This is a genomic window from Amycolatopsis sp. NPDC043885 (genome assembly GCF_056435685.1).
Map to the genome: position 1 here is coordinate 1,826,204 of NZ_JBWKEA010000001.1, position 25,937 is coordinate 1,852,140.

24 protein-coding genes are annotated in these 25,937 nt (G+C 69.1%); 18 read left to right on the forward strand and 6 right to left on the reverse strand.

Going from position 1 to position 25,937, the window contains the following annotated elements; genetic code table 11:
- Positions 1-263 precede the first annotated feature (263 nt).
- The 6 genes from AC069I_RS09185 (at position 264) to folK (ending at position 6,121) form a co-directional block, all read left to right on the forward strand.
- Complete coding sequence (locus AC069I_RS09185) at positions 264-1,097, forward strand: ESX secretion-associated protein EspG (protein ID WP_478229245.1); 834 nt, start codon at positions 264-266, stop codon at positions 1,095-1,097.
- Between the two features lie 189 nt (positions 1,098-1,286).
- The gene (gene ftsH, locus AC069I_RS09190) at positions 1,287-3,692 is read left to right on the forward strand and encodes an ATP-dependent zinc metalloprotease FtsH (protein ID WP_478229246.1); all 2,406 of its coding nucleotides are present in this window, start codon (positions 1,287-1,289) and stop codon (positions 3,690-3,692) included.
- Positions 3,661-4,275: a GTP cyclohydrolase I FolE gene (gene folE / locus AC069I_RS09195; protein WP_478229247.1), complete on the forward strand. Its 615-nt coding sequence runs from the start codon at positions 3,661-3,663 to the stop codon at positions 4,273-4,275. The genes ftsH and folE overlap by 32 nt, the downstream gene beginning before the upstream one ends.
- Entirely contained in the window at positions 4,272-5,114 is an 843-nt protein-coding gene (gene folP, locus AC069I_RS09200) for a dihydropteroate synthase (protein WP_478229248.1), read from the forward strand. The genes folE and folP overlap by 4 nt, the downstream gene beginning before the upstream one ends.
- Entirely contained in the window at positions 5,107-5,520 is a 414-nt protein-coding gene (folB, locus tag AC069I_RS09205) for a dihydroneopterin aldolase (protein WP_478229249.1), read from the forward strand. The genes folP and folB overlap by 8 nt, the downstream gene beginning before the upstream one ends.
- Before the next feature lie 109 nt (positions 5,521-5,629).
- Entirely contained in the window at positions 5,630-6,121 is a 492-nt protein-coding gene (gene folK / locus AC069I_RS09210; protein WP_478229250.1) for a 2-amino-4-hydroxy-6-hydroxymethyldihydropteridine diphosphokinase, read from the forward strand.
- A gap of 102 nt (positions 6,122-6,223) precedes the next feature.
- Here the strand turns inward: folK and AC069I_RS09215 are convergent, their stop codons facing one another.
- Positions 6,224-7,165, reverse strand: coding sequence for a MerR family transcriptional regulator (locus AC069I_RS09215; RefSeq protein WP_478265113.1), 942 nt, complete (start codon positions 7,163-7,165; stop codon positions 6,224-6,226).
- A 60-nt stretch (positions 7,166-7,225) separates the two neighbouring features.
- On the opposite strand from AC069I_RS09215, the gene AC069I_RS09220 reads away from it, so the two are divergent.
- The 7 genes from AC069I_RS09220 (at position 7,226) to AC069I_RS09250 (ending at position 14,324) form a co-directional block, all read left to right on the forward strand.
- Complete coding sequence (locus AC069I_RS09220) at positions 7,226-7,687, forward strand: DUF3180 domain-containing protein (protein ID WP_478229252.1); 462 nt, start codon at positions 7,226-7,228, stop codon at positions 7,685-7,687.
- Between the two features lie 69 nt (positions 7,688-7,756).
- Complete coding sequence (locus AC069I_RS09225; protein WP_478265114.1) at positions 7,757-9,754, forward strand: DUF6779 domain-containing protein; 1,998 nt, start codon at positions 7,757-7,759, stop codon at positions 9,752-9,754.
- A gap of 142 nt (positions 9,755-9,896) precedes the next feature.
- Positions 9,897-11,066: a PrsW family intramembrane metalloprotease gene (locus tag AC069I_RS09230; protein WP_478265115.1), complete on the forward strand. Its 1,170-nt coding sequence runs from the start codon at positions 9,897-9,899 to the stop codon at positions 11,064-11,066.
- 135 nt (positions 11,067-11,201) lie between these two features.
- A complete protein-coding gene (locus tag AC069I_RS09235; RefSeq protein WP_478229322.1) occupies positions 11,202-12,128 on the forward strand; it encodes a Rossmann-like and DUF2520 domain-containing protein in 927 nt (308 codons plus the stop codon).
- Positions 12,125-13,033, forward strand: coding sequence for a pantoate--beta-alanine ligase (gene panC / locus AC069I_RS09240; RefSeq protein ID WP_478265116.1), 909 nt, complete (start codon positions 12,125-12,127; stop codon positions 13,031-13,033). The genes AC069I_RS09235 and panC overlap by 4 nt, the downstream gene beginning before the upstream one ends.
- Before the next feature lie 12 nt (positions 13,034-13,045).
- The gene (gene panD, locus AC069I_RS09245) at positions 13,046-13,540 is read left to right on the forward strand and encodes an aspartate 1-decarboxylase (RefSeq protein WP_016337767.1); all 495 of its coding nucleotides are present in this window, start codon (positions 13,046-13,048) and stop codon (positions 13,538-13,540) included.
- Positions 13,541-13,544: 4 nt separating this feature from the next.
- On the forward strand, positions 13,545-14,324 hold the full coding sequence (locus AC069I_RS09250) for a type III pantothenate kinase (protein WP_340685363.1): 780 nt from the start codon (positions 13,545-13,547) through the stop codon (positions 14,322-14,324).
- Positions 14,325-14,370: 46 nt separating this feature from the next.
- On the opposite strand, the gene AC069I_RS09255 is transcribed toward AC069I_RS09250, so the two are convergent.
- Both AC069I_RS09255 and AC069I_RS09260 read right to left on the reverse strand, forming a co-directional pair.
- Complete coding sequence (locus tag AC069I_RS09255; protein ID WP_478265117.1) at positions 14,371-15,138, reverse strand: class I SAM-dependent methyltransferase; 768 nt, start codon at positions 15,136-15,138, stop codon at positions 14,371-14,373.
- On the reverse strand, positions 15,135-15,908 hold the full coding sequence (locus AC069I_RS09260; RefSeq protein WP_478229257.1) for a class I SAM-dependent methyltransferase: 774 nt from the start codon (positions 15,906-15,908) through the stop codon (positions 15,135-15,137). Before AC069I_RS09260 ends, AC069I_RS09255 begins: the two co-directional genes overlap by 4 nt.
- 96 nt (positions 15,909-16,004) lie before the next feature.
- Between AC069I_RS09260 and lysS the strand changes: the two genes are divergently transcribed.
- Together lysS and AC069I_RS09270 are read left to right on the forward strand one after the other, a co-directional pair.
- Complete coding sequence (lysS, locus tag AC069I_RS09265; protein ID WP_478234163.1) at positions 16,005-17,516, forward strand: lysine--tRNA ligase; 1,512 nt, start codon at positions 16,005-16,007, stop codon at positions 17,514-17,516.
- 151 nt (positions 17,517-17,667) lie between these two features.
- Complete coding sequence (locus AC069I_RS09270; protein WP_005165380.1) at positions 17,668-18,021, forward strand: histone-like nucleoid-structuring protein Lsr2; 354 nt, start codon at positions 17,668-17,670, stop codon at positions 18,019-18,021.
- A 6-nt stretch (positions 18,022-18,027) separates the two neighbouring features.
- Here the strand turns inward: AC069I_RS09270 and AC069I_RS09275 are convergent, their stop codons facing one another.
- Positions 18,028-18,867 carry an AraC family transcriptional regulator gene (locus tag AC069I_RS09275; RefSeq protein WP_478265118.1) on the reverse strand — a complete coding sequence of 280 codons (840 nt, stop codon included), beginning with the start codon at positions 18,865-18,867 and terminating at the stop codon, positions 18,028-18,030.
- Positions 18,868-18,945: 78 nt separating this feature from the next.
- Between AC069I_RS09275 and AC069I_RS09280 the strand changes: the two genes are divergently transcribed.
- On the forward strand, positions 18,946-19,527 hold the full coding sequence (locus AC069I_RS09280; protein WP_478265119.1) for a TIGR03086 family metal-binding protein: 582 nt from the start codon (positions 18,946-18,948) through the stop codon (positions 19,525-19,527).
- Here the strand turns inward: AC069I_RS09280 and AC069I_RS09285 are convergent.
- A complete protein-coding gene (locus tag AC069I_RS09285; protein ID WP_478265173.1) occupies positions 19,524-20,282 on the reverse strand; it encodes a (2Fe-2S)-binding protein in 759 nt (252 codons plus the stop codon). The two genes, AC069I_RS09280 and AC069I_RS09285, sit on opposite strands and share 4 nt — an antisense overlap.
- Positions 20,283-20,688: 406 nt before the next feature.
- Between AC069I_RS09285 and AC069I_RS09290 the strand changes: the two genes are divergently transcribed.
- Both AC069I_RS09290 and AC069I_RS09295 read left to right on the forward strand, forming a co-directional pair.
- The gene (locus tag AC069I_RS09290; protein WP_478229261.1) at positions 20,689-23,247 is read left to right on the forward strand and encodes an ATP-dependent Clp protease ATP-binding subunit; all 2,559 of its coding nucleotides are present in this window, start codon (positions 20,689-20,691) and stop codon (positions 23,245-23,247) included.
- A 279-nt stretch (positions 23,248-23,526) separates the two neighbouring features.
- On the forward strand, positions 23,527-25,290 hold the full coding sequence (locus tag AC069I_RS09295) for an Hsp70 family protein (RefSeq protein WP_478265120.1): 1,764 nt from the start codon (positions 23,527-23,529) through the stop codon (positions 25,288-25,290).
- Here the strand turns inward: AC069I_RS09295 and pcp are convergent, their stop codons facing one another.
- Complete coding sequence (gene pcp, locus AC069I_RS09300; protein WP_063275546.1) at positions 25,291-25,926, reverse strand: pyroglutamyl-peptidase I; 636 nt, start codon at positions 25,924-25,926, stop codon at positions 25,291-25,293. It lies immediately after the preceding gene.
- Between the last annotated feature and the right edge of the window lie 11 nt (positions 25,927-25,937).

A 25,937-nucleotide genomic window follows, 5' to 3' on the forward strand; every position in this document is an offset into this window, starting at 1 on the left:
GCCAAGAAACCCTCCCGGAAAGGGTTGTGGGGGTGGGCGGGTGGGGGGGGTGGGGGGGGGGGGTGGGGGGGAAACCCCAACCCCCCCCCCACGACCACCGCAGCCATCCGACTTTGCCGGGAACCGGGTTCCGGAGCCGCGGCCGTGTGCCGGTCGTCGATGATCGGCCGATCCGGCCGCCGACCGTCGTACCCCTTCGCTATCGTGAACCTCTGGGCGTCCCGAGGCCCATGAAGCCGAGGTGCCGGGAGGGCACGGAGCACATGCACCAGGAACACTTCACACCGATGGCGTTCGACTTCCTCTGGGAGTCCGCCGAGCTCGGCGACCTGCCGTACCCGCTGCGCGTCCGGTCGCACGGCGCGACCGAGCTCGAGCGCCGGGCGCTGCGCCAGCGCGTCGACAACGAACTCCAGGCCCGCGGAATCCGCGACGGCCGGGGAAGGCTGGAGCGGAGGATCGAGGACTGGCTGTATCTCCTCGCCCGCGGTTCGCTGACCATCGACGCCCTGCACATCCCCGAATTCCAGGCCCCGACCATCGCCGTGCTCGGCGCCACCGACGGCCGCGACGCGGTGATCGCGATCCAGGACCAGTCCGGGATCTGGCTGCGTGAGGCACCCGCCGACGGGCTCCCGACGGCGGTCGTCGACCTGCTGCCCCCCGGGCAGCGCGGCTCGGAGGCGTCCGTCACGCTGCCGATCGACGACGCCCGCCGCACCGAGCCGATTCGCGCCGCCATCAACCCGACGAAGCAGGCCGAGGAGCCCGAAGCGGCGAAGCCCCGCCGCAAGGACAAGCCGCGTGTCTCGCTCAGTGAACGCATCACCGCGGACCCGCGCGAGGCGTTCGGCAAGCTCACCGGCCAGCCGAGGCTGCGCGGCGGTCAGCTCGCAGCGAACAGCCGGTCCCACGTGGGCGCCAAGCAGCGGTCCCGGGTCCTCGGCTGGTTCGACACCGCCAGCGGCCGCTATCTCAGCACGTCACAGGCCGGTCCCGACGGACGCGAGTGGGTCACCGTCTCGCCTGCCGACGTCAAGACACTCCGAATGCGGCTGGGCGAAATGGCCGCCGGTGTGGCGGTCGACACACGGTAGGGTCCCGCTCCGGGAACCCTCGCGCGACGTCCGCCGTTTACGTCCGAGAGGCTCACCACCCTCATCCGTCCAGGCGGGCGGTATCCTGAGGGGCGGGTGTCGGAGCACCATGGGTCGTCAAGATCGTGATGGCGGGTATCACAGGAGCCGCCCAACCAGGAAGGGTCGAGGCCACCAGGGCCGAGTCGTATGAACCGGAAGAGCGTGCTCAAGAACCCAGTGCTCTGGATTCTCGCGGCGGTACTGGCGTTTCTCGCATACAACACGATCTTCGACAGTGATCGTGGCTACACCCAGGTGCCGATCTCGATCGCGAACCAGCAGATCACCGCGAACAACGTCAAGGAAGCCTCGCAAGAGGACAAGGAGCAGCAGATCAAGCTGCTGCTGAACAAGAAGATCGAGGTCGACGGCCAGCAGGTCGACCAGATCATCGCGCAGTACCCGGCGAACGTCGCGGGCACCATCTACGGCCAGCTCATCGGCCTCAAGAGCGGTGACAACCCGGTCAAGTTCACCACCAAGGTCACCCAGCAGAACGTCCTCACCCAGATCCTGATCTTCGCCATCCCGCTGGCGCTGGTGCTGGGCCTGCTGATGTGGATGATGAACAACGCCCAGGGCGGCGGGAACCGCGTCCTCAACTTCGGCAAGTCGAAGGCCAAGCAGCTCAACAAGGACATGCCCAAGACGACCTTCGGGGACGTCGCGGGCGCCGACGAGGCCGTCGAAGAGCTGTACGAGATCAAGGACTTCCTGCAGAACCCGGCGCGCTACCAGGCGCTCGGCGCGAAGATCCCCAAGGGCGTCCTGCTCTACGGGCCGCCCGGTACCGGTAAGACGCTGCTCGCCCGAGCCGTCGCCGGCGAGGCGGGCGTGCCGTTCTACACGATCTCCGGTTCCGACTTCGTCGAGATGTTCGTCGGTGTCGGCGCCTCGCGAGTCCGCGACCTGTTCGAGCAGGCCAAGCAGAACGCGCCCTGCATCATCTTCGTCGATGAGATCGACGCGGTCGGCCGCCAGCGCGGCGCCGGCCTCGGCGGCGGCCATGACGAACGCGAGCAGACGCTGAACCAGCTCCTCGTCGAGATGGACGGCTTCGACGCGCGCGGCGGCATCATCCTGATCGCCGCGACCAACCGTCCCGACATCCTCGACCCGGCGCTCCTGCGTCCCGGCCGCTTCGACCGCCAGATCCCGGTGTCCGCGCCGGATATGCGCGGCCGCAAGGCGATCCTCGAGGTGCACGCCAAGGGCAAGCCGATCGCGCAGGGCACCGACCTGGGCAGCCTCGCCAAGCGGACCGTCGGCATGTCCGGCGCGGACCTGGCGAACGTGCTCAACGAGGCAGCGCTGCTCACCGCCCGCCAGAACGGGCACGTGATCACCGACGCCGCGCTGGAGGAGTCCGTCGACCGCGTCGTCGGCGGCCCCGCCCGCAAGAGCCGGATCATCTCCGAGAAGGAGAAGAAGATCACGGCCTACCACGAGGGCGGGCACGCGCTCGCCGCGTGGGCGATGCCGGATATCGAACCGGTCTACAAGCTGACGATCCTGCCGCGCGGGCGCACCGGCGGTCACGCCCTGCTCGTCCCGGAGGACGACAAGGAGTTGATGACCCGCTCGGAGATGATCGGGCGCCTGGTCTTCGCGATGGGCGGCCGGACGGCGGAGGAACTCGTCTTCCACGAGCCCACCACCGGTGCCTCCTCCGACATCGAGCAGGCGACGAAGATCGCCCGCGCGATGGTCACCGAATACGGTATGAGCGCCCGGCTCGGCGCGGTCAAGTACGGCCAGGAACAGGGCGACCCGTTCCTCGGCCGCTCGGCGGGCCGCCAGGCGGACTACTCCCTGGAAGTCGCGCACGAGATCGACGAGGAGGTGCGCAAGCTCATCGAGACCGCGCACACCGAGGCGTGGCACGTGCTGAGCACCTACCGCGACGTGCTGGACGAGCTGGTCATCGAGCTCCTCGAGAAGGAGACGCTGACCCGCAAGGACCTCGAGCGGATCTTCGCGACCGTCGAGAAGCGCCCGCACATCACCATCTTCAACGAGTTCGGCGACCGGAAGCCGTCCGACAAGCCGCCGATCAAGACCCCCGGCGAGCTGGCCATGGAGCGCGGCGAGCCGTGGCCCCCGCCGGAGGAGAAGAAGGAGCAGCCGGTGCTGCAGCCGGCGCCGACCCCGGTCGGCACCGCGCAGGGCGGCGGCGACCTTCCCGGTGGCCCGCCGTACGCGCCGCCGGACCCGAACGCCAACCCCTACGCTCCTCCGCCGCCGGGCGCCTACCCCAACGGTGGTCGCCCCAACGGTGGGCCGAACGGCACCGGTCACTGGCCCCAGGCATATGGTGGGCAGCAGCCGGGCGGACCGGCAGGCGGTTACCAGGGTGGGCCCGTAGGCGGCCCGCCGAACTACGGGGCTCCTCCCGGATGGACCCCGGCCACGCAGCCGGGCGGCCAGCCGAACCAGCCCTGGCGTCCCGCCGAAGACCGCCCGCGTGAAGGCTGGTTCCCTGACCAGCCCGGCGGTCAGCAGGACGAAGGACAGCAACGGCGTGACGACGGACAGGACGACACCAAGCGGTAACGGCGCAAGCCCGGTCTTCGACCAGGACCGGGCCGAGAAGGCCGTACGCGAACTCCTGCTCGCCTGTGGAGAGGACCCGGACCGGGACGGTCTCTTGGAGACCCCGGCCCGGGTCGCTCGCGCTTACCGGGAAATGTTCGCCGGGCTCTACACCGAACCGGACCACGTCCTGGACCGCACGTTCGACGAGGCACACGAAGAACTCGTGCTCGTGACGGACATCCCGATGTTCAGCACCTGTGAACACCACTTGTTGTCATTCCATGGCGTCGCCCATGTCGGCTACATCCCCAATGAGCACGGCAAGGTCACCGGCCTGTCCAAACTGGCTCGCCTTGTCGATCTCTACGCCAAGCGTCCCCAGGTCCAGGAACGCATCACTTCCCAGGTCGCCGACGCGCTCATGCGCAAACTCGCGCCCCGCGGCGCGATCGTCGTGGTCGAGGCCGAACATCTCTGCATGGCCATGCGTGGCATCCGCAAGCCCGGAGCCCGGACGACGACGTCGGCCGTGCGCGGTCTGTTGCAGACTTCGGCGTCCTCGCGGGCGGAGGCGCTGGATCTGATCAAGGGCCGTCGATGACCGCCCTGCCCCGGCCCGGACGGTGCGCGGTGATGGGGATTCTGAACGTCACCCCCGATTCCTTTTCGGACGGTGGCCGCTATCTCGGGGTCGAGCAGGCGCTGGAGCACGCGCGCGAGATGTGGGCGCGCGGCGCGGATCTGATCGACGTCGGCGGGGAGTCGACGCGGCCGGGAGCGTCCCGGGTGGACGCCGAGACCGAGATTTCCCGGATCATGCCGGTGATTCGCGCGCTCGCCGCCGACGGGATCGCGATGTCCGTGGACACCACGCGGGCCGAGGTCGCCCTCGCCGCGGTCGAGGCCGGCGCGTCCGTCATCAACGACGTCTCCGGCGGGCTGGCCGATCCGAACATGGCGAAGGTCGCCGCCGAGACCGGTGTCCCGTATGTCCTGATGCACTGGCGTGGGCACAGCAAGGACATGAACGCGCTGGCGTCCTATGAGGACGTCGTCGTGGACGTGCGCGCCGAACTGCTGTCCCGAGTGGACGAAGCGCTCGCCGCGGGTGTCGACGGCGGCGCGATCGTGCTCGACCCTGGGCTCGGGTTCGCGAAGAACGCCGAACACGACTGGGCCTTGTTGAACGGCCTGGATTCCTTCCTGTCATTGGGTTTCCCGGTTCTCGTCGGCGCGTCGCGCAAACGGTTCCTCGGGCGCCTTTTGTCCGGAAAGGACGGAAAACCCGCTCCGCCGGACGGCCGCGAGAACGCGACCGCGGCCGTGTCCGCGCTCGCCGCGGCGGCCGGCGCCTGGGGTGTGCGGGTGCACGAGGTCGGCGCGAGTATCGACGCGGTGACCGTCGCGGCGGCTTGGCGGAAGGGGAGTCCTGTTGTCTGACCGGATCACGTTGACCGGATTGCGGGTCTTCGGCAGGCACGGGGTCTTCGACCACGAGAAGCGGGACGGGCAGGAGTTCGTCGTCGACATCGTGGTGTGGCTGGACCTCGGCCCGGCCGCCGCGTCCGACGACCTGACCAAGACGCTGCACTACGGCGAACTCGCGGAACTCGCGGCCGGGATCGTGGCGGGCGAGCCGTACGACCTCATCGAGAGTGTCGCCGGGAAGATCGCCGACGAGGTGCTGCGCGACGAGCGGCTGACCGCCGTCGAGGTGACAGTGCACAAGCCGTCCGCGCCGATCCCGCTGAACTTCGACGACGTCGCCGTCACGGTGTTTTCTGCGCGCGCTGACGAAAACGCGCAGACGGGGCGCGGCCCGGAGTCACCCCGGCGGCCGACATGACCGGCGCCCCGGCAACGCGTTTTCGGGCGGCCCGGCGGCCGCGAAAGAGGGCGCGCGCGGTGAAGTCTCCGATCGTGCGCTGCGCGCACTCACAGAGACGGCGGGAGCGATGAGCCGCGCGCTGCTCTCGCTCGGTTCCAACCTCGGGGATCGGCTCGCGTTCCTTCAGGCCGCCGTCGACGCGGTCCGGCCCGCGGTCGTCGCGGTGTCGTCGGTCTACGAGACGAAGGCGTGGGGCGTCGAGGACCAGCCGGACTTCCTCAACGCCGTGGTCCTGGTCGACGACCCGGCGCGGGATCACTGGGACTGGCTGCGCACCGGGCAGGACGCCGAGCAGGCGGCGGAGCGCGTGCGCGAACGCCGGTGGGGCCCGCGCACGCTGGATGTCGACATAGTGACCGTGGACGGGGTGCGCTCCGATGACCCCCGGTTGCTGCTTCCTCATCCCGGCACGCCGGAGCGCGCGAGCGTGCTGATCCCCTGGCTGGAGATCGAGCCCGATGCGGTGCTCCCCGGCCACGGTCCGGTCGCCGACCTCCTCGCCGCCCGCCCCCCTGCGGACCGCGATTCCGTCCGGCTCACGTCCCTGCCCCTCGCCTGACCCCCGCATTTCGTCCTCTGAATGCGGTAGTTCGCGCCACGAACCACCGCATGCGGAGGACTAAGTGCGCGGCGAGCCGCGGGTGGTAGCAAAGGTCCCTTGCTACCCCAGCGCGGAGCGCAGGGCGGCGATGATCCACTCGGCCTGCGCCATCTGCGAGGGGAACGACGGCCAGCCGTTGATCCTCCCCAGCAGCATCCAGTACCGCTCGGCGCGCGGGTCGGAGCTGATCGCCATCCCGTCGGTCAGCCGCTTCCGCCAGGCGGGGTCGGCCGGGTCCTGGCCGTTCCGCGAAGACTGCGTGAAGATCGTCTCCGCCAGCTCCCGGCCCTCGGCCGAGTCGGGCGCGAGGCCGGCTTCGAGCGCTTCGGTCGCCTTCGCGCTCCACGCCATCCACAGCTCCTGCTGCTTCGCGCCGAAGTCCGCTCCGTCCTGCTTCCGGAGCTGCGAGTGCCACTCGCTCATCCGCCGGATGGACGCGCGGAACTCCTCGTCCTGCACGAGTTCGGCGAACTCGATCCAGGCCTCCAGCTGCTCGGGCGTCGGGTCGTCGGGCAGTTCCGGTTTCGCCGAGCGCATCCGCTCGTAGAACTCCGGATCCAGTTCGAGCCCTTCGACCATGTCCGCCCAGAACTGGTCGAGCAAACGTTTGCGGTCTTCGTCCGACATCGACGCGAGTTTGTTCATCAGTTCGACCTCCTCCAGTGGTGAATCCCGTTTGGCCACCGCTCGCAGGACCGCCCGGCGCAGCTTCAGCCGCCGGATCTGCTCGTCCAGGGCGGCGACGTGCTGGACCGCGAGGTCCCCGATGGTCGCTTCCCTGGTCAGCGCCCGCTCCACGTCGGCGAGGCCGAGCCCGAGCTCCCGCAGCGTCCGGACCAGCTCGAGGCGCGCCATCGCGGTGGCGTCGTAGAGCCGGTAGCCGGAGCTGGTGCGGTCGGTCGGGGGCAGGAGCCCCTCGTCGGAGTAGAAGCGGATGGTCTTCACCGGCAGGCCGGTCCGTTTGGCCAGCTCCCCGATGGTGAAAACCGCTGCGGTGCCCATATGCTTCATCGTCGACTCTCCAGTTGGTGGAGAGTCAAGCCTGCCAGGTAGCGTTGGACCATGCACTTCACCCGGCCACGTGAGCTGGCGGTGGCCGGCCTCCTGGGTCTGGTCCTGGCCTATCTGGTCTTCCAGGTCGCCTACGGATCCATCCCCGCGCTTCCGCTCTTCGCCGGAGTCACGCTGCTCGTCCTCGCGCTCTGCGAGTTCGTGCTCGCCTTCATCATCCGGTCGCGGATCAAGGAGGGCCGCGTGCTCGCCGCGATCTCCGTCGCCCGATCGGTGGCCCTCGCCAAGGCCTCTTCGCTCGCCGGATCCGCCATGACGGGCGTCTGGCTCGCGGCTTTCGCGTATCTTTTTCCGCGACGTGACGAACTCCTCGCGGCGAGCGGTGATCTCCGCTCGGCGACGGTCGGGATCGTCAGCTCGGCGGCGCTGGTAGCTGCGGCTTTATGGCTCGAACACTGCTGCCGGACCCCCGAGGGCGGTGATCGGGACAGCGATCCCGCGCCGACCGGTTAACGCTCGGGAGCCACCGCTCGAAGTACCGACTAGGTCTCGTTCGGATTACTAGAAGGTACGGTGTTGGGCATGACCGGGGTGGGTGACGACTCGCGCGGCCGCCTTGCGGGTAGGCCGTGGCTTGTCGTCGGCTTGGTTCTCGCCGTCGGCGCGACTCTCGCATTGGTGCTTTCCGACGACCTCCGCTACTTGCGTCTGGGTATCGTCGCGGCGCTGTGGGCCGCCTTGATCGGTGCGTTCCTGGCGGTCCGCTACCGCAAGCACGTGTCACAGAGCGAGGACGCCGTCGCCGAGGCGCAGGCCGTCTACGAGCTGGAGCTGGAACGCGAGATCGCCGCCCGTCGCGAGTTCGAGCTCGAAATCGAGGCGGAGACCAGGCAGGCCGCCGAGAGCCGCTCCCAGGAAGAGCTCGAAGCGCTCAGAGCCGAGGTGAGCGCTCTGCGTGAAAGCCTCCAGTCGCTCTTCGGCGGCGAGGTCCTCCTCGAACGCGTCGCGCTCACCGCGCAAGCCACCCGGATGCGGTCCCTCGACAACAAGCAGCTGATGAGCGCCGGGTCCGAGAACGGCAACGGAAAACCCCAGCTCATGGCGGCCAAAAGCACCACGATCGACGTCGACGAGCGTGAGCGCGACCGCCCGACCGAGATGATCGACCGCGTCCTCGAGCCCGCCTCCGCGCGGGCCGGGACACCGCCCGCCGCTCGCCGCAAACCGGCGAACGGCCAGGTCAACGGCACCAACGGCTACGGCCAGAGCAATCAGGTCCAGCGGCCGAAGCCGGTCGACGAGTCGACTCGCCGCAGTATGCGCAAGGCGGACGCCCGCGCCTCGAAGGCGGCCGAAGCACTCGCCGCCGAAGCCGCCCGTCGCGAGCGGCTCGAGATGTCGAACCCCGGGATGTCGCCCGCCGAGGTCTCCCGGCCGATGCCGAGGGTCGACCCCCAGCGCAAGACCCCGCCGCCGGTGACCCCGGCCGAGGTGTCCCGCCCGTCCATGCCGGGTGTGTCGCGCGCGGAGGTCTCGCAGCCGTCGATGCCCACCGTCGCCCGGCAGCCCCAGCGCCCGGAACCCCAGCGCAACGAACCGCCCCGCCGCCCGCAGCAGTCTTCGCTGCAGCAGCGGCTCGACGCCGGCACCGTGCAGCGTCCTCCCGCGACGCGGCCCGAGGAGCAGACCCGCAAGCAGACGCCGCCGGTGAAGCCCCCCGCGCAGGCGAAGCCGGTCAAGAAGGTCGAGCCGGACCGTCCCCGCCCGAACCGCGAGCTCGGCCTGACCCGCCCCGGTATGAAGCCGGTCGAGCGGTCCAGTCCGGCCGGCGGCACGCCGCCGCCCGCGAACAAGCCCGCCGCGCCGGAGCCGATGGAGGCCACCGGCGAGTGGAAGCCGTCGTGGACGCAGGAGCGCCCGGTCTCCGACCTGAGCGCGGCGTTCCCCAGGAAGGACGACTTCCAGGGCCGGCCGCGTCCCACGCCGCCGCCGAAGCCCCAGCCCTCGGTCTCCCTGCCCCGGCCCGAGCCGAGGCCGGAGCCGCGCCGTGAGCCGGAGCCGCCGACGCCGCCGTCGATCCCGGCCGTGTCCGAGCCGCCTCGCCGGGCCGAGCCCGTGCGGAAGCCGGAGCCCGAACCGGTGCGCCGTCCGGCGGCCGAGGCGCCGTCGCGGCACAGCTCGCCGCCCGCCGAGGAGCCGCCCGCGGTCAACCCGACGCTGCCCGAAGAGATCCGCCTGGCGCAGAACGGCGGCGGCGGACGCCGTCGTCGCGCGGCGGAAGACTCCTCGGTTTCGCTCACCCCGGCCCCGAACGTCCCCGAGCCCACCGGTGGCGGTCGTCGCCGTCGTCCGGACGGGGAGCCCCCGGCCTGGCAGAGCACCGAGTCCACAGGTGGCCGTCACGGCGGCAGGCGGGCGAAGCCGGACGACGAGGAGTCGTCCCGCAACGGGTCCTCGCACAGCCGTCCGGAGAACTCCGCCGCGGGTTCCCACGCCTCCGGCCGGTCGGTGATGGATCTGCTCGCCGCCAACGGCGCGAACGAATCCACTCCGCGGCGCAGGCGGCGCGCCGAAGACTGACCGCGTCCGACAGGTGAACCAGCGATCGGCGTCGGCAGGGCCAGGTCTTCGGCCGGACGGGTTCACACGTGTGGCCGGTACTGTGTCGAACTTCAGCTCCACGTCCCGCTCGTGTCCCGTACCGACGGTAGGGTGACCCGCTGTGAGCGAGCCTTCCTCCCCGGCGCCCGGTTCCGGCCGGACCCGCCGGTCTCGGTCGATCACCGTGCTGCTGCCGGTGCTCGGGCTGATCGCCGTCGCGCTGTGCGGACTGTTCGTCTTCGGCACGGTGACCGAAAAGGTCGGCCCGCTCGCGGTGGGGATCGGCGTGCTCGCGGCGCTGGTCCCGGTCGCCGTGGTGGTCACCGCGTTCCTGTGGGTCGACCGCTGGGAACCGGAGCCGCCGAAGCTTCTGCTGCTGGCCTTCGTCTGGGGCGCGTGTGTCGCGACGATCATCGCGCTGCTGCTCAACAGCGGTGCCGAGGCCGTCGGTGACCTGCTGCTCGGCACCGGCGTCGGCGGCAAGATCAGCGGACTGGTCTCCGCGCCGCTGGTCGAGGAGGCCGCGAAGGCCGCTTTCATCCTGCTGTTGTGGTGGCGCCGCCCGATCGAGTTCGACGGCGTCGTGGACGGCATCGTCTACGCCGGGTTCACCGCGGCGGGCTTCGCCTTCACCGAGAACATCTATTACTTCGGCCGCGCCTTCGCCGAGCACGGCTTCGGCGACGGCACGAGCGCCGGTGTGCTCGCGGCGTTCTTCCTGCGCGGTGTGCTCTCGCCGTTCACCCATCCGCTGTTCGCCGTGATGACCGGGATCGGGCTCGGTGTCGCCGCGAGCAGCAAGGTGCGCTCGCTGCGGATCCTGGCGCCGATCGGCGGTTACATCGTCGCGGTGCTGCTTCACGCGCTGTGGAACGGTGCCGCGCTGCTCGGCGGCGCGAAGACCTTCCTGAACGTCTACTTCCTGATCATGGTGCCGCTGTTCATCGGGGTCTTCTCGGTGGTGGTCATGCAGCGACGCCGTGAGCAGCGGATCGTCGCGGCGGCGCTGCCCATGATGGTCGACGCACGCTGGATCGCCCCGTCGGAGGTCGCGCTGCTGGCCAGCCTCTCCGGACGCCGGTCGTGGCGGAAACAGGCGCGGAAGCAGTCGGGGCGGGAGGCCGCGAAGGCCGTCAGCCGCTACCAGGCCAGCGTGACCGAGCTCGCGTTCCTGCGGCGCGGACGCAAGCTCACCGAAGACGCGAAACAGCGGCAACGTGAGCTGCTCCAGGTGCTCAAGACGTCGCGGGCCGAGGCCGTGCGGCTGGCCGACGGCGCGCCGCGCGGGTGACCACTGTCAGGTGAAGCTGGTCACGGGGGCCGGTTCAGACGCGGGCCGGAGGGTTACCCTCGCGCCGTCGTCTGGTACCCGCGACCGCAGAGCGGGACTGGAACGAGTTGAGGAGTTTTCGACCATGAGCGTCCACTGGCGCACGCCATGATGAGGCCCGCTCGCCTGGCCGTCGGCGTCGTTTCCGCGGGGCGCGTCGGCAGCGTCGTCGGCGCCGCGCTCACCCGGGCCGGGCACACGGTCGTCGCCGCTTCGGGCCTTTCCGACGCCTCGGTGCGCCGGGCGGAGCAACTGCTCCCCGACGTGCCCCTCCTGCCGCCTGACGAGGTCGCCCGCCGTGCCGACCTGGTTCTGCTTGCCCTTCCGGACGACGCGCTCGCCGGGATGGTGCGCGGTTTCGTCGCCACCGGATCCCTCCGGCCGGGGCAGATCGTCGTGCACACCTCCGGCGCGCACGGTATCGACGTCCTCGCGCCCGCCGCCGAGGCCGGGGCGCTGCCGCTGGCGCTGCACCCCGTGATGACCTTCACCGGCCGCGCCGAAGACCTCGACAGGCTGGCCACCTGCAGTATCGGCGTCACGGCGACAGAAGGTGACGAAGCGGCGTGGAACGTCGGCGAGGCGCTGACCGTGGAGATGGGCGCGGAGCCCGTCCGGGTCCCTGACGAGGCGCGGGCGCTCTATCACGCGGCGTTGGCACACGGCGCGAACCACCTGATGACACTGGTCGCCGACTGCGCGGAACTGTTGCGGGAGGCGGGAATCGCCCAGCCCGAACGCCTGGTGGCTCCGTTGTTGTCGGCGGCGTTGGATAATGTTCTGCGACACGGGGACCGGGCGCTCACCGGGCCGGTGGCCCGTGGTGATCTCGGCACCGTGCGCAAGCATCTCGCGGTGCTGGCCGAACGTGGCCCCGACATCGCCCCGAGCTACCGCGCGCTGGCCAAGCGCACGCTGGCGCGTGGCGACGCCGCCGGGCTCCTGGACGCTTCGGCCGCCGCCGAGCTCACCGAACTCCTCAGTGATCCAGCAGATCCCGCCGAAGGGCAGCAAAACCAGTGACCACACCGAAATTCGCCCGAGGCACGCTGCACACCTTCCAGCCGCCCGAGCAGGTCAGCCAGGTGACGCGTGCCCTGCACGGCGTCGGCCGCAAGGTCGCGCTCGTGCCCACGATGGGCGCCCTGCACGCGGGGCACCGCGAGCTGATCCGCCGGGCGAAGCGGCTGCCGAACACGGTCGTCGCGACGTCGATCTTCGTGAACCCCCTGCAGTTCGGGGAGGGCGAGGACTTCGAGGCGTACCCGCGTCCGCTGGACAAGGACCTCGAGGTGCTGAAGGAGGACGGAGTCGAGCTGGGCTTCCTGCCCAAGGCGTCGGATCTGTATCCCGACGGTGCCACCATCACGGTGCATCCCGGCGCGCTCGGCGACGAGCTGGAAGGCGCGGTGCGGCCGGGGCATTTCGCCGGCGTGCTGACCGTGGTGGCGAAACTGTTCAACATCGTGCGGCCGGACTACGCCTTCTTCGGGGAGAAGGACTACCAGCAGCTGGTGCTGATCAGGAAGATGGTGCGTGACCTGAACTTCGACACCCGCGTCATCGGGGTGCCGACGGTCCGGGAACGCGACGGGCTGGCGTTGTCCTCGCGCAACGTCTACCTGACTCCGGAACAGCGCGAGGACGCGATCGTGTTGTCGGCGGCACTCACGGCGGGTGCCTTCGTCGGACGCGACGGCGCGGAAGCCGTGCTGGCGACCGCCAGGCAGACCCTCGCCGCGCGGCCCGCGGTCGAGGTCGATTATCTGGAATTGAGGGGAACCGACCTCGGGCCCGCGCCCGTGGACGGTGAGGCGCGGTTGCTGATCGCGGCCAGGGTGGGGAGTACCCGGCTGATCGACAACGTCCCGGTGGTGCTCGGCGCCGCCGCGGACCATCCGGAACACGCGCTGGACGCAGGGGAATAGGGAGAGTCCACGATGTACCGCACGATGCTGAAATCGAAGATCCACCGGGCGACGGTCACCCAGGCCGACCTCCACTACGTCGGCTCGGTGACCGTCGACGAGGACCTGATGGACGCGGCGGATCTGCTGCCGGGCGAACAGGTGTCCATTGTGGACGTCACGAACGGCGCGCGGCTCGAAACGTACGTGATCGCGGGCGAACGCGGCAGCGGGGTGCTCGGCATCAACGGTGCCGCGGCGCATCTGGTGCACCCCGGCGATCTGGTGATCCTCATTTCGTACGCGCAGATGGAGAACGCCGAGGCGGCCGCGTTCCGGCCGCGGGTCGTCTTCGTCGACGCGGACAACCGGATCGTCGAGAAGGGCGCCAACCCCGGGCACGCGCCGGAGGGCTCCGGTCTGCTGAGCGGCACCGTGACGCTGGCCGACGACGACACGATGACCTTCCCGGTCGCCGAAACCGCCGACGCCCGCCGTCTCGACGCGCTGCTGCACGCCGAAAGCTGAGCCCTTGCTGCTCACGGTCGACGTCGGCAACACCAACATCGTGCTCGGGCTGTACGACGGCCGAGAGCTGATCGGTGACTGGCGCATGCGCACCGACGCGCGAATGACCGCCGACGAACTCGCGTTGACCATGCGCGGCCTCCTCGGCTCACACGCGGACGCGATCACCGGGATCAGCGCGCTGTCCACGGTTCCCGCCGTGCTGCGGGAGCTGCGCGTCATGCTTTCGCGGTACTACGCCAAAGTGCCGAAGATCGTCGTCGAGCCGGGGGTGCGCACCGGCGTGCCACTCCTGGTCGACAACCCCAAGGAGGTGGGCGCGGACAGGCTGGTGAACACCCTCGCCGCGCACCATCTGCACCCGGACACCGCTTGCGTGGTGGTGGATTTCGGGACTTCGACCAATGTGGACGCCATCTCCGCCAAGGGCGAGTTCCTCGGTGGCGCCTTCGCGCCCGGCATCGAGATCTCGGTCGACGCGCTGGCCGCGCGGGCCGCGGCGCTGCGCAAGGTGGAGCTGGTGCCGCCGCGGTCGGTGATCGGGAAGAATACCGTGGAATGCCTGCAATCCGGCATCCTCTACGGTTTCGCCGGCCAGGTCGACGGCCTGGTGAAGCGGATCAAACGCGAGCTCTCGCCCGGCGGGGCGGATCCGGTCGCGGTGATCGCGACGGGCGGCCTCGCGCCCCTGGTGCTCGGCGAGTCCGAGACGATCACCGAGCACGTCCCGGACCTGACGTTGCTGGGCCTGCGGCTGGTCTACGACCGCAACCACCGCGTTTAGTCCTCTGAATGCGGTCCTTGCGTGTGCAACTACAGCATTCAGAGGACTAAACGCGGCGGTGGGAAGCGATCATCAGGACCCGCCGCGTCATCAGGTCCTGGTTCCGCAGCGTCTGCTCGAGGCTCGCCCGCAGCCGCGCCGGTTCCTGCCCCGATTCCGCGGCCAGTTCCTCCAGCCGTTCGAGCGACAGCTCCACGGTCCGCCGCTGCCGCGCCCGCCAGCCGGGCGTCTCCTCGTAGGAGAGGACGTCGAATCCCGCCGCTTCCAGTAGTGGCCGGTGGTCGGCCACCTGGGGCGGCCGGTTCACCGGTTGCCCGTCGAAGTCCCAGGTCGTGACGAGCAGGCGCCCGCCAGGCACGAGGATCCGCGCGAACTCCGCGCAGGCACGCCGCTTGTCGGGCGCGAACAGCAGCGCGTCGACGCTCATCACCGCCTCGAACGACGCGTCGTCCAGTCCCGTGTCCTGGAAATCGCCGACCAGGAACTCGGTCGCTTCGATGTCCATCGCCTCCGCGCGACGCCGCGCCGACGCCAGCGCCGTCTCCGCGATGTCGACGCCGGTGAGCGTCGCGTAGGTCCGCGCGGCGACCCACAGCCCGGGACCGCCGCGCCCGCAGCCGATGTCGGCGAGCCGCCCGCCCGGTTCGAGTCGCGCTTCGGCCGCGATACGGCGCAGGTCCGTCCGGGTCACGAAGCTGTAGGTGTCCAGCTCGGCGGGGTACTCGTCGCCGTACACCTCGGCCCAGATCCGCGCGGACACCGCCGACGCGGGAGCGCCGAACGTCGCGGTGAACGCCGCCTTCCAGTCGGTCATCGCTTACGCGCCCGGAAGACGGTGGTGGTGATCGGCAGGTCGAATTCCCCCGAGGCGGTTTCCGGGTTCCGGTCGAGGAATTCCCGCGCCGTGCGAAGTTTGGCTTCGCGTTCCTCCGCCGGGGCCACCAGCATGTGCGAATGGGTGGCGAGAGTCGCCACCAGGGTCTCCGCGGTCCTCGGCTGTTTGTGGCCGAACGTCTTCTTCTCGAACGGCTCGAAGGCCTCGTGTTCCGGCAACGATTCGTAGTCGCTCAGCCAGCGCCTGCTCATCGAGGTCTTGATCAACGTGTTCAACTCGGCGAGCCAGCCCGCCGACTCGTCGTCGTGGTTCCACAGCGCGGCCACGACACCTCCCGGTTTCAGCACCCTGGCCATCTCCGGATACGCCCGGTCGAGGTCGAACCAGTGGACGGCCTGGCCGACGACCACGGCGTCCACGGAACCGCCGGGCAGCGGGATCTCCTCGGCCGTCCCGATGAGCGGGGTCACGGAGGGGAGCGCCTTCTTCAGTTCCGCGAGCATCTGGTCGTCCGGCTCCACCGCGGTGACCTCGACACCCAGCGCGAGCAGCCCTTCGCTGACCTTGCCGGTGCCGGCCGCGAGGTCCAGTACCCGTTCCGGCGCGTGCCGGGCGCCGGCGAGCCCCCAGGCCAGTGCCTTTTCCGGATAGTCGGGCCGATGCGCGGCATAGGCGGCGGCCCTCGCGCCGAACGAAGCGGCGCGGCGCGCGTGCAGTTCGGGTTCGATGCCGGGACTGGATGAGTTCACGCGCTCAAGGTTAAAGGACAGAAAACCAGCCGGTCCGGAGTCGGAAAAGGTAATCCGGTTGGCGTAGGGAAGCGGCGGGTTCGTACGCTGTGCGCCATGACTGAAATCCCCGCATCCGAGGGCGTGAGCCCCGACGAAGACCTGCCGGAACAGATGCGGGTGCGCCGGGACAAGCGCGACCGGATAATCGCGGAGGGTATCGATCCGTATCCGGTAGAGGTGCCCCGGACGCACTCGCTGGCCGAAGTGCGCGAGAAGCATTCCGGTCTTCCTGCCGACACCGCCACCGGTGAGATCGTCGGCGTCACCGGCCGGGTCATGTTCATGCGCAATACCGGCAAACTGTGTTTCGCGAGTCTTCGTGAAGGCGACGGTACCGAGTTGCAGGCGATGCTCAGCCTCGCGAAGGTGGGCGAGGACGCGCTCGCGTCGTGGAAGTCCGACGTCGATCTCGGTGATCACGTATTCGTCTCCGGCGAGGTCATCACCTCCAAGCGCGGTGAGCTTTCCGTGATGGCCGACTCCTGGCGCATCACGTCGAAAGCATTGCGCCCGTTGCCCGTGGCGCACAAAGACCTGGCCGAGGAAACGCGGATCCGGCAGCGTTATGTCGATCTGATCGTGCGTCCCAAGGCTCGGGACGTGGTCCGCACCCGCGCCGGTGTGCTGCGTTCCCTGCGTGACTCGTTTCACGGCCGAGGATTCCTCGAGGTCGAGACCCCGATGCTGCAAACGCTGCACGGCGGCGCGGCGGCCAGGCCATTCGTAACGCATTCGAATGCCTTCGACCTCGACCTCTACTTGAGGATCGCGCCGGAGCTGTACCTCAAGCGTTGTGTGGTCGGCGGTATCGAGAAGGTCTTCGAGATCAACCGGAACTTCCGGAACGAGGGCAGCGACTCGTCGCACTCGCCCGAGTTCGCCATGCTCGAGTACTACGAAGCGTATGCGACCTATGACTCCAACGCGGTGATGACGCGCCAGCTCATCCAGGAGGCGGCGCAGAACGTTCTCGGTACTCAGGTGGTCACTCTCGCCGACGGTTCGGAGTACGACCTGTCCGGCGAGTGGACCACACTCGGAATGTACGAGTCGTTGTCCGAGGCGTTGTCGGAAGAGGTCACTCCCGAGACATCGGCGGACAAGCTGCGTTCCTATGCCGAAGCGCGAGAGCTGGAGCTCGACCCAAAGTTAGGCCACGGCAAACTCGTCGAAGAACTTTGGGAACATCTCGTCGGCGATCATCTCCACGAACCTACTTTTGTCCGTGATTTTCCGGTCGAGACATCCCCGCTGACCAGGCAACATCGCAGCAAGCCGGGGGTCGCCGAGAAGTGGGATCTGTACGTGCGCGGATTCGAACTGGCCACCGGATACTCCGAGCTGGTCGATCCCGTCGTGGAGCGTCAGCGGCTGGTGGAACAGGCCCGGCTGGGTGCGCAGGGCGATAGTGAGGCCATGAACCTGGATGAGGATTTCCTCCGTGCGCTGGAGTACGGAATGCCGCCGAGCGGTGGTGTCGGAATGGGGATCGACCGGTTGCTGATGGCGCTGACCGGCCTTGGTATCCGGGAGACCATCCTGTTCCCGCTCGTCCGACCTGAATAACCCGTCCGCGTGACAGATACCTCGATCGTTCTCGTAAACAAGATTTGCGTTATGTCTCGGTAGCGGGTATTAATGTCGCTAGACAAAGTCTTCTGTCCGGGGCATGCCCCGTACCAGATCATTCGTGTAAGCCCCCAGCAGGAGGAAACAGATGGCACAGAAGGTGCTCGTCTCGCTCGTCGACGACCTCGACGGCACTGAGGCGGAAGAGACCGTCGAGTTCGGTTTGGACGGTGTGAGCTACCAGATCGACCTTTCCGCGGAAAACGCGGAAGAGCTTCGTGACGCGCTGGCCCAGTATGTGGAGCACGCCCGTCGTGCGGGTGGCCGTAAGCGCACCGCCATTCGTCCGGTCGCCGGTGTGAAGGCCGCCGCCCGTCCCGCCACCGTGGACCGCGAGCAGAACCAGGCCATTCGCGCCTGGGCCCGCAAGAACGGCTTCCAGGTTTCCGACCGCGGACGTATCCCGTCCGAGGTCGTGGAGGCCTACCACAAGAAGAACTGAGGTCTTTCAGACTCGCACGCCGCCGGGAATCCGTTCCCGGCGGCTTTCTTGTTCTTGTACACGGTTCAAGCGGGCGTACTCGGTGGGCGCCCATCCGGTCACGGAGCGGAAATCCCGGATGAAGTGCGCTTGGTCGCTATAGCCCAGCGTGGTCGCCAGTTCCGCGTAGTCCGGCCGTTCCTCGGCTGCGATCCGTGCCGCCGCTTCGTTCAAGCGGTATACCTGAATCGCCCATTTGGGGGCGGCGCCGACATGTTCGGCGAACAGGCGTTGCAGGCTCCGGCGAGACAGGCCCGTCCGGCTTGACAGCTCGCCGACTCTGGTAATGGCCGGATCTGCCGCGATTGTTTCGGCCGCTTCGACGGCCGTCCTGGCCGCGGCGGTGAGCACGGGATCTTTCGCGAGGAGCAGTTCCTCGCACCGGCGGACCATTTCGAAGTCGTCCGTCGCATTCCGTACCGATTCCGTCACCGATCCGGCACCGGGGAAGAGGTCGGTGAGTGGAACGGAACCGCCGGAGATCATCGAGACCGGACCGGTGAGGAATGCCCGGAAAGCCCCCGGCCGGAATCGCACGCCGATACCGTGGTCCGTGCCCGCGACGGTGTAGCGGAAAGGTCGTTTCCCCGGGCCGAACGCGCCCGCCGCGTCGCGGAAGAACGTGACGTTCACCGCGAGATTGGGCAGAACCACCTGTTCATGGGGCGGACGGCCGCTCAGGTCCCAGCGCAGCACCCAGTGGTGGTCGACGAACGGGCGCAGCTCCGGCGCGGGGCGATGCCGGACCAGGCTGAACTTCGCCTCCCGCATGGTGACGATCCCGGCCGGGATCCGGTGCCTGCTCACCGGAACAATCTAGGCCACGGCCTGACCCTGTCGCGTTTCTTCAAGACAGCGCGCCGGGTTCCGTGAACTCATGCCCTCATGTCCGAACACGCTGCCCTGATCGCTCCCGCCGCGGCGGAATTCGCCGGAATCCTGCGCGGGATCGGCGAGTCCGACCTCTCCGCGCGAACCCCGTGCGCCGAATACGACGTCCGCGCGTTGCTGAACCACCTTCTCTACTGGGGCCCCTGGCTCGAAGCCGCCGGGCGCAAGGCGCCACCGCCCGAGGTGTCCTCCGGCGAGGCCGAGGCGGATCTCGTCGGCGACGGATGGCTCGACGGCATCGAAAAGCAGACCGCGCGGCTCGTGGACGTCTTCGGGGCGCCGGAGGCATGGCGGGGGCAGACCACTTTCGGCGGCAACCCGATGCCCGCGTCGATGGCGGGGTACATGGTGCTGGACGAGTTCGTCTTCCACGGCTGGGACCTCGCCAGGGCGACCGGCGCGGAGTTCACCGTTCTCCCCGAAGTCGCCGACGCCGTGTACGCCATCGCACTGGAGATCGGTGACCAGGCGCGCGCGATGAAGGTGTACGGCGAAGAAGTGACCGTCGCGGATGACGCGACGGCGTTCGAGCGCGCCTTGGGCGTGACGGGACGTGATCCCGGCTGGACGCCTTAACGAACTCTCGGGCAGCCGCCGCATTCCGATTCCGCGGGAAGCAGATAGTTGAAGCAGCAGCTTTCGCGGGTTCTCGCCCACTCGCGGCGTCCGTCGGCTCCCGTGGTCAGCGTCAGCTTCGACGGCGATGTCAGTGGCGGGAACCGGGCTTCGAGGACCAAGGCGGCGTCCGCGACGCCGGCGCCCTCGGCTTCCGGGGTCCCGCCCAGCCGTCCCGCCGACCACAGCGCGTTGTCGAGCGCGTCCGTGGCCGCCGCCCACAACTGCCGTCGCCCGAGCCTCGTCAGCGGGCCGTAGACGTCGATGAACCGGCTCGCGTGGGCGACGAACCTGCCCCGCAGCACCGTCGCCAGTGCCCGCTCGTCCGGGACCACGACGGCACTCGGATGCGCCGAGCCCGGGTCGGTCGGCAGGCAGTGGAAGCCGTCACCGAGGACGGCGACGGAGTCCGGGTGCGGCCGTCCGGCGCCGATATGGAACGCCAGCGCGGACGGCGCCAGCGACGGGACGCGGCGTCCGTGGTGGAGCAGCATCGCGCCGGCGAGGGCCGGAACGTGCAGGTACCAGGACAGGATCCAGCTCGCCGGGGTCCGTTCGGGGATCACAGGGGCGTCCCGATACGTCTCGGCCAGCCAGCAGGCGAGCCGCTCCCGCCACCGCACGAGCCGGGCCGGTTCGCCGAGCAGGTCGCCGCAGAGGACCCAGTCCGGCTCGCCCGCCGGGACGCCCGCGCGGAGCCGGGCGTCCTCGGGCATCCTGGAGAGTGAGGCCCGCAGTCCGCCTTCGGGTGACGCCAGCGTCCGAGGATATGACACGCCGCCCTCCCGTCCTTAGGTACGGCTAACCTTACATACGATCCGTGGCTACTCCGGACGGGTGCCCATTCACCGGGCAGGCCCGTGTTCGCGCTCAGCGGACAACCCTCGTCCGGCGGAATCCGGGCGCGCTTTCGCACGTTGGGCTTGACGTAAAGGTGCAGGGCAACCGGAAGATGAAAGAGCGCACGGCCGGAGAACGGCCGGGGCGCGAACGGGCCGCAATCAGCCGTAGTGGTACGCCAGCGCGACCACATGGCTACTAGAGTGGTCTCACGGTGCTGAATCCATCGCGGTGAAAGCACGATGGAAACGGGCCGCCGTCGCAGCAGTCGAGGGAGTGCACATGTTTGAGAGGTTCACCGACCGCGCGAGGCGGGTGGTCGTCCTGGCCCAAGAAGAGGCCAGGATGCTCAACCACAACTACATCGGCACCGAGCACATCCTCCTGGGTCTGATCCACGAGGGTGAAGGTGTCGCCGCCAAGGCGCTGGAATCGCTGGGCATCGCGCTGGAGGGCGTCCGCCAGCAGGTCGAGGAGATCATCGGCCAGGGGCAGCAGGCCCCGAGCGGGCACATCCCCTTCACCCCGCGGGCCAAGAAGGTGCTTGAGCTGTCCCTGCGCGAAGCGCTGCAGCTCGGCCACAACTACATCGGCACCGAGCACATCCTGCTCGGGCTGATCCGCGAGGGTGAGGGCGTCGCCGCGCAGGTGCTCGTCAAGCTCGGCGCGGACCTCAACCGGGTGCGTCAGCAGGTCCTGCAGCTGCTGTCGGGCTACCAGGGTGGCAAGGAGTCGGCCGAGACCGGTTCCGGACGCGGTGAAGGCACCCCGTCGTCGTCGCTGGTGCTCGACCAGTTCGGCCGCAACCTGACCGTGCAGGCCCGCGAAGGCAAGCTCGACCCGGTCATCGGCCGGGGCAAAGAGATTGAGCGGGTCATGCAGGTGCTGTCGCGGCGCACCAAGAACAACCCGGTCCTGATCGGTGAGCCCGGCGTCGGCAAGACCGCCGTCGTCGAAGGGCTCGCGCAGAACATCGTCAAGGGCGAGGTCCCCGAGACGCTGAAGGACAAGCAGCTCTACACCCTCGACCTCGGCTCGCTGGTCGCCGGTTCCCGGTACCGCGGTGACTTCGAAGAGCGCCTCAAGAAGGTGCTCAAGGAGATCAAGACCCGCGGCGACATCATCCTGTTCATCGACGAGCTGCACACGCTCGTCGGCGCGGGTGCCGCCGAGGGCGCGATCGACGCCGCGTCGATCCTGAAGCCGATGCTGGCCCGTGGTGAGCTGCAGACGATCGGCGCGACCACGCTCGAGGAGTACCGCAAGTACATCGAGAAGGACGCCGCGCTGGAGCGCCGCTTCCAGCCGATCCAGGTCGGCGAGCCGTCGCTCGAGCACACGATCGAGATCCTGAAGGGTCTCCGTGACCGGTACGAGGCGCACCACCGCGTCTCGATCACCGACGGCGCCCTGGTGCAGGCGGCGACCCTCGCGGACCGCTACATCAACGACCGCTTCCTCCCGGACAAGGCGATCGACCTGATCGACGAGGCAGGCGCCCGGATGCGCATCCGCCGCATGACCGCGCCGCCGGACCTGCGCGAGTTCGACGAGAAGATCGCCGACGTGCGCAGGGACAAGGAGTCCGCGATAGACGCGCAGGACTTCGAGCGCGCCGCCCGCCTCCGCGACGAGGAGAAGACCCTCCTCGGCCAGAAGGGCGAGCGGGAGAAGCAGTGGAAGGACGGCGACCTCGACGTCGTCGCCGAGGTCGACGAGGAGCAGATCGCCGAGGTCCTCGCCAACTGGACCGGCATCCCGGTGTTCAAGCTCACCGAGGAGGAGACCACGCGTCTGCTCCGCATGGAGGACGAGCTGCACAAGCGGATCATCGGCCAGGAGGACGCGGTCAAGGCCGTCTCCCAGGCGATCCGCCGCACCCGTGCCGGCCTGAAGGACCCGAAGCGCCCCTCCGGCTCGTTCATCTTCGCCGGCCCGTCCGGTGTCGGTAAGACCGAGCTGTCCAAGGCGCTCGCGGCGTTCCTGTTCGGCGAGGACGACGCGCTCATCCAGATCGACATGGGCGAGTTCCACGACCGCTACACCGCTTCGCGGCTCTTCGGTGCCCCTCCGGGCTACGTCGGCTACGAAGAGGGCGGCCAGCTGACCGAGAAGGTGCGGCGCAAGCCGTTCTCGGTGGTGCTGTTCGACGAGATCGAGAAGGCCCACCAGGAGATCTACAACACGCTCCTGCAGGTCCTCGAAGACGGCCGTCTCACCGACGGTCAGGGTCGTACGGTCGACTTCAAGAACACCGTGCTCATCTTCACCTCGAACCTGGGTACCTCGGACATCTCCAAGTCCGTGTCGCTCGGGTTCTCGTCCGGCGGTGACAGCACCAACCGGTACGAGAAGATGAAGCAAAAGGTCAACGAGGAAATGAAGAAGCATTTCCGGCCCGAGTTCCTGAACCGGATCGACGACATCATCGTCTTCCACCAGCTGACCAAGGAACAGATCATCCAGATGGTCGATCTGATGATCGCCCGGGTCGAGACGCAGCTCAAGGCCAAGGACATGGAGCTCGAGCTCACGCCCAAGGCCAAGTCGCTGCTCGCCAAGCGCGGCTTCGACCCGGTGCTGGGCGCGCGGCCGCTGCGCCGCACGATCCAGCGCGAGATCGAGGACCAGCTGTCGGAGAAGATCCTGTTCGGCGAGGTCCAGCCCGGCCAGATCATCCTGGTCGACGTCGAAGGCTGGAACGACGAAGAGGGCGAGAAGGACGACAAGGCGCACTTCGTCTTCCGCGGCGAAGCCCGGCCCTCGTCGGTCCCGGACGCCCCGCCGGTGAGCATCGGTGCCGGCTCGACCGAAGAGAACGGTGAAACCGAGGGCGAGTAAGTCCTCTCGGTTCCGGAAGTGCCCGTCGCGGGTTCGCCGCGGCGGGCACTTTCGCGTGTTCGCCCTCCAATCACGCGAGTTACGCCTCTGATCACGTGAGTTACGTGTCCAAGCACGCGAGTTACGTGTCCAAGCACGTGAGTTCGACCTTCCGGACCGAGCGCCTGCGTGCGTGGAGGGCGAACTCGCGTGATCAGGCACGTAACTCGCGTGATCAGAGGCGGAACTCGCGTGATCAAGGGGCGTGAGACGATGCCCTCGGGTCCGGGAGGGGGTCAGGTGGACGTTCTGGCGATCGATTTCGGTACCTCCAGCACGGTGGGGGTGCTTTCGATCCACGGCAGGGGGACGCAGGTCGTCGAGATCGACGGGTCGGTGACGATGTCGTCCGCGATCTACGCAGACAAGGACGGCACGGTCTTCGTCGGTCGTGACGCCGAACGCCGGGCCCGGCTGGATCCGAGCCGGTTCGAGGCGAATCCGAAGCGGCGCATCGACGAGGGTGCCCTCCAGCTCGGTGACGTCTCGCTCCCCATCGCCGACGCCTTCGCCGCGGTCCTGCGCCGGGTCGGCGAAGAGGCCGAGCTGCTCCTCCAGCGTCCGCCCGCGCAGGTGCGCATCTCGCATCCCGCGGGCTGGGGCCCGGATCGCAAGCAGATCCTCCGCGACGCCGCGCTCAAGGCCGGTTTCGGTACGACGACGCTCATTCCCGAGCCGGTCGCCGCCGCCGCGCATTACGCCTCACTCGGCAACGGTCACCGGCCGCCCGGTCCGATCGCGGTGTACGACCTCGGGGCGGGCACCTTCGACTGCGCGGTGGTCGGTGTCAGCGCACAGGGGTTCGCCGTGCTGGCCGAGGACGGTCTGCCCGATCTCGGCAGTCTCGACATCGACCAGGCGCTGCTGGTGCACATCGGCCGCGAGGTTTCGCATTCCGAACCCGCGCGCTGGCAACGGATCCTGCGCCCGCAGTCGGTCAGCGACCGCCGGACGCGCCGGTCGTTGCTGCAGGACGTCCGTGACGCCAAGGAAAGCCTGTCCCGCCACCAGCAGACCGAGATACCGATGCCGGAGCCGTTCGGCGACGTGCGGGTGACGCGGACGGAGCTCGAGGCGCTCGTCCGGCCGAGTTTCCTCCGCAGCGCCGAGCTGCTGGCCACCACGATCCGCCGTGCCGGGCTGTCCCCGGACCGCCTCGGTGGCGTCTACCTCGTCGGCGGGCCGAGCCGGATGCCGTTGCTGGCGAGCCTGCTGGCGAATCAGCTCAGGATCGCGCCGACGACGCAGGACCAGCCGGAGACGGCGGTCGCGTTCGGGCTGCTCCACGTGCCGGCCGGTGGCGAGGATTCCCAGCTGACCGTGCCCGCCTTCGCGCCGGTCGCGCCGCCAGTGCGGCAGCAGCCCGTGCAGCAACAGCCGCCGCGGCGCCCGCAGCCGCCGCGCTGGACACCGCCCGCGCCCCCACCGGGCCGGAACTGGCGGAAGCCCACGGCCTACGGCGTCATCGTGCTCGCTCTCGCGGCGATCGTGACGACGATCGTCCTGCTCAGCGGCGGCGGCGGAGACGAGCCGGTCGCTGGACCGGCGCCGGCGAAACCGGTCAGCTGTGCTCAGCCGGGGGACAAGGACGCGCAGGGGTTCACGGACTGTCTCCGCCGGATCGCCGCCGTCATCCCGCGGCGGGACGACTGCCGGGACGCGCCGGACGCGGCCGCCACGGTGGGCGCGGCGTCGGCGGTCACCTGCGTGTTCAAGGACGGCAAGGGGTCGAACGCGATCAACTACTACCAGGGCATCGCGATGACCGGCCTGGAGGACGGCGTCCGGCAGCGGATGACCAAGGGCAAGCCCGCCGAGGGCACCTGGGCGGCAGACGGTCTCCGGGGGCGCTACTTGGCGGGTGTGGGCGCGCGAAGCGGCATCGTGCTCTTCGGGACCGAAGACGCGCCGTTGAGCGCGATGCTCGTCTCGACCCGCAGCGACGGCTCCGCGCGGACGACCGCGGAGATGGTCGAGTTCTTCACGGCACAGCTCAAGCCCTGATCAGTGCAGGGTGCCCGCCGGGGTCGAAAGATCCTCGGTCACCGACAGCGCGGTCTCCACGATGATCTCCAGCGCCTCGGCGGCGCGGTGCACGGCCAGGCTCGGCGCGGTCGTCCGCGCGGCCTGCTCCGGCGTGTACGGCACGTGCACGAAACCGCCGCGCACCCCGGGAAAGTCGTTGTCCAGCAAGTGCATCAGCCCGTAGAAGACCTGGTTGCACACGTAGGTCCCGGCGGTGTGCGAGACCGACGCCGGAAGTCCCGCGTCCTTGATCCCCGTGACGCACGCCTTCACCGGCAGCGTGGTGAAGTACGCGTTGGGCCCACCGGGGATCACCGGGACGTCGACGGGCTGTGAGCCCGCGTTGTCCGGGATGCGGGCGTCGATCAGGTTGATCGCGACCCGTTCCGGGGTGACGTCGGGGCGTCCGCCCGCCTGCCCGACGCAGATCACCAGTTCCGGCCGGTATTCGTCGATCGCGTCGCGCAAGGTGACCAGCGAACGCGAGAACACGCACGGCAGTTCGACGGCGACGGTGTCGTGCCGCCGTCCGGTGAGCAGGGAAACCGCCTGCCACGACGGGTTCACCCGCTCACCGCCGAACGGTTCGAAACCGGTGAGGAGCACGGACGTCATGCCCTCACCCT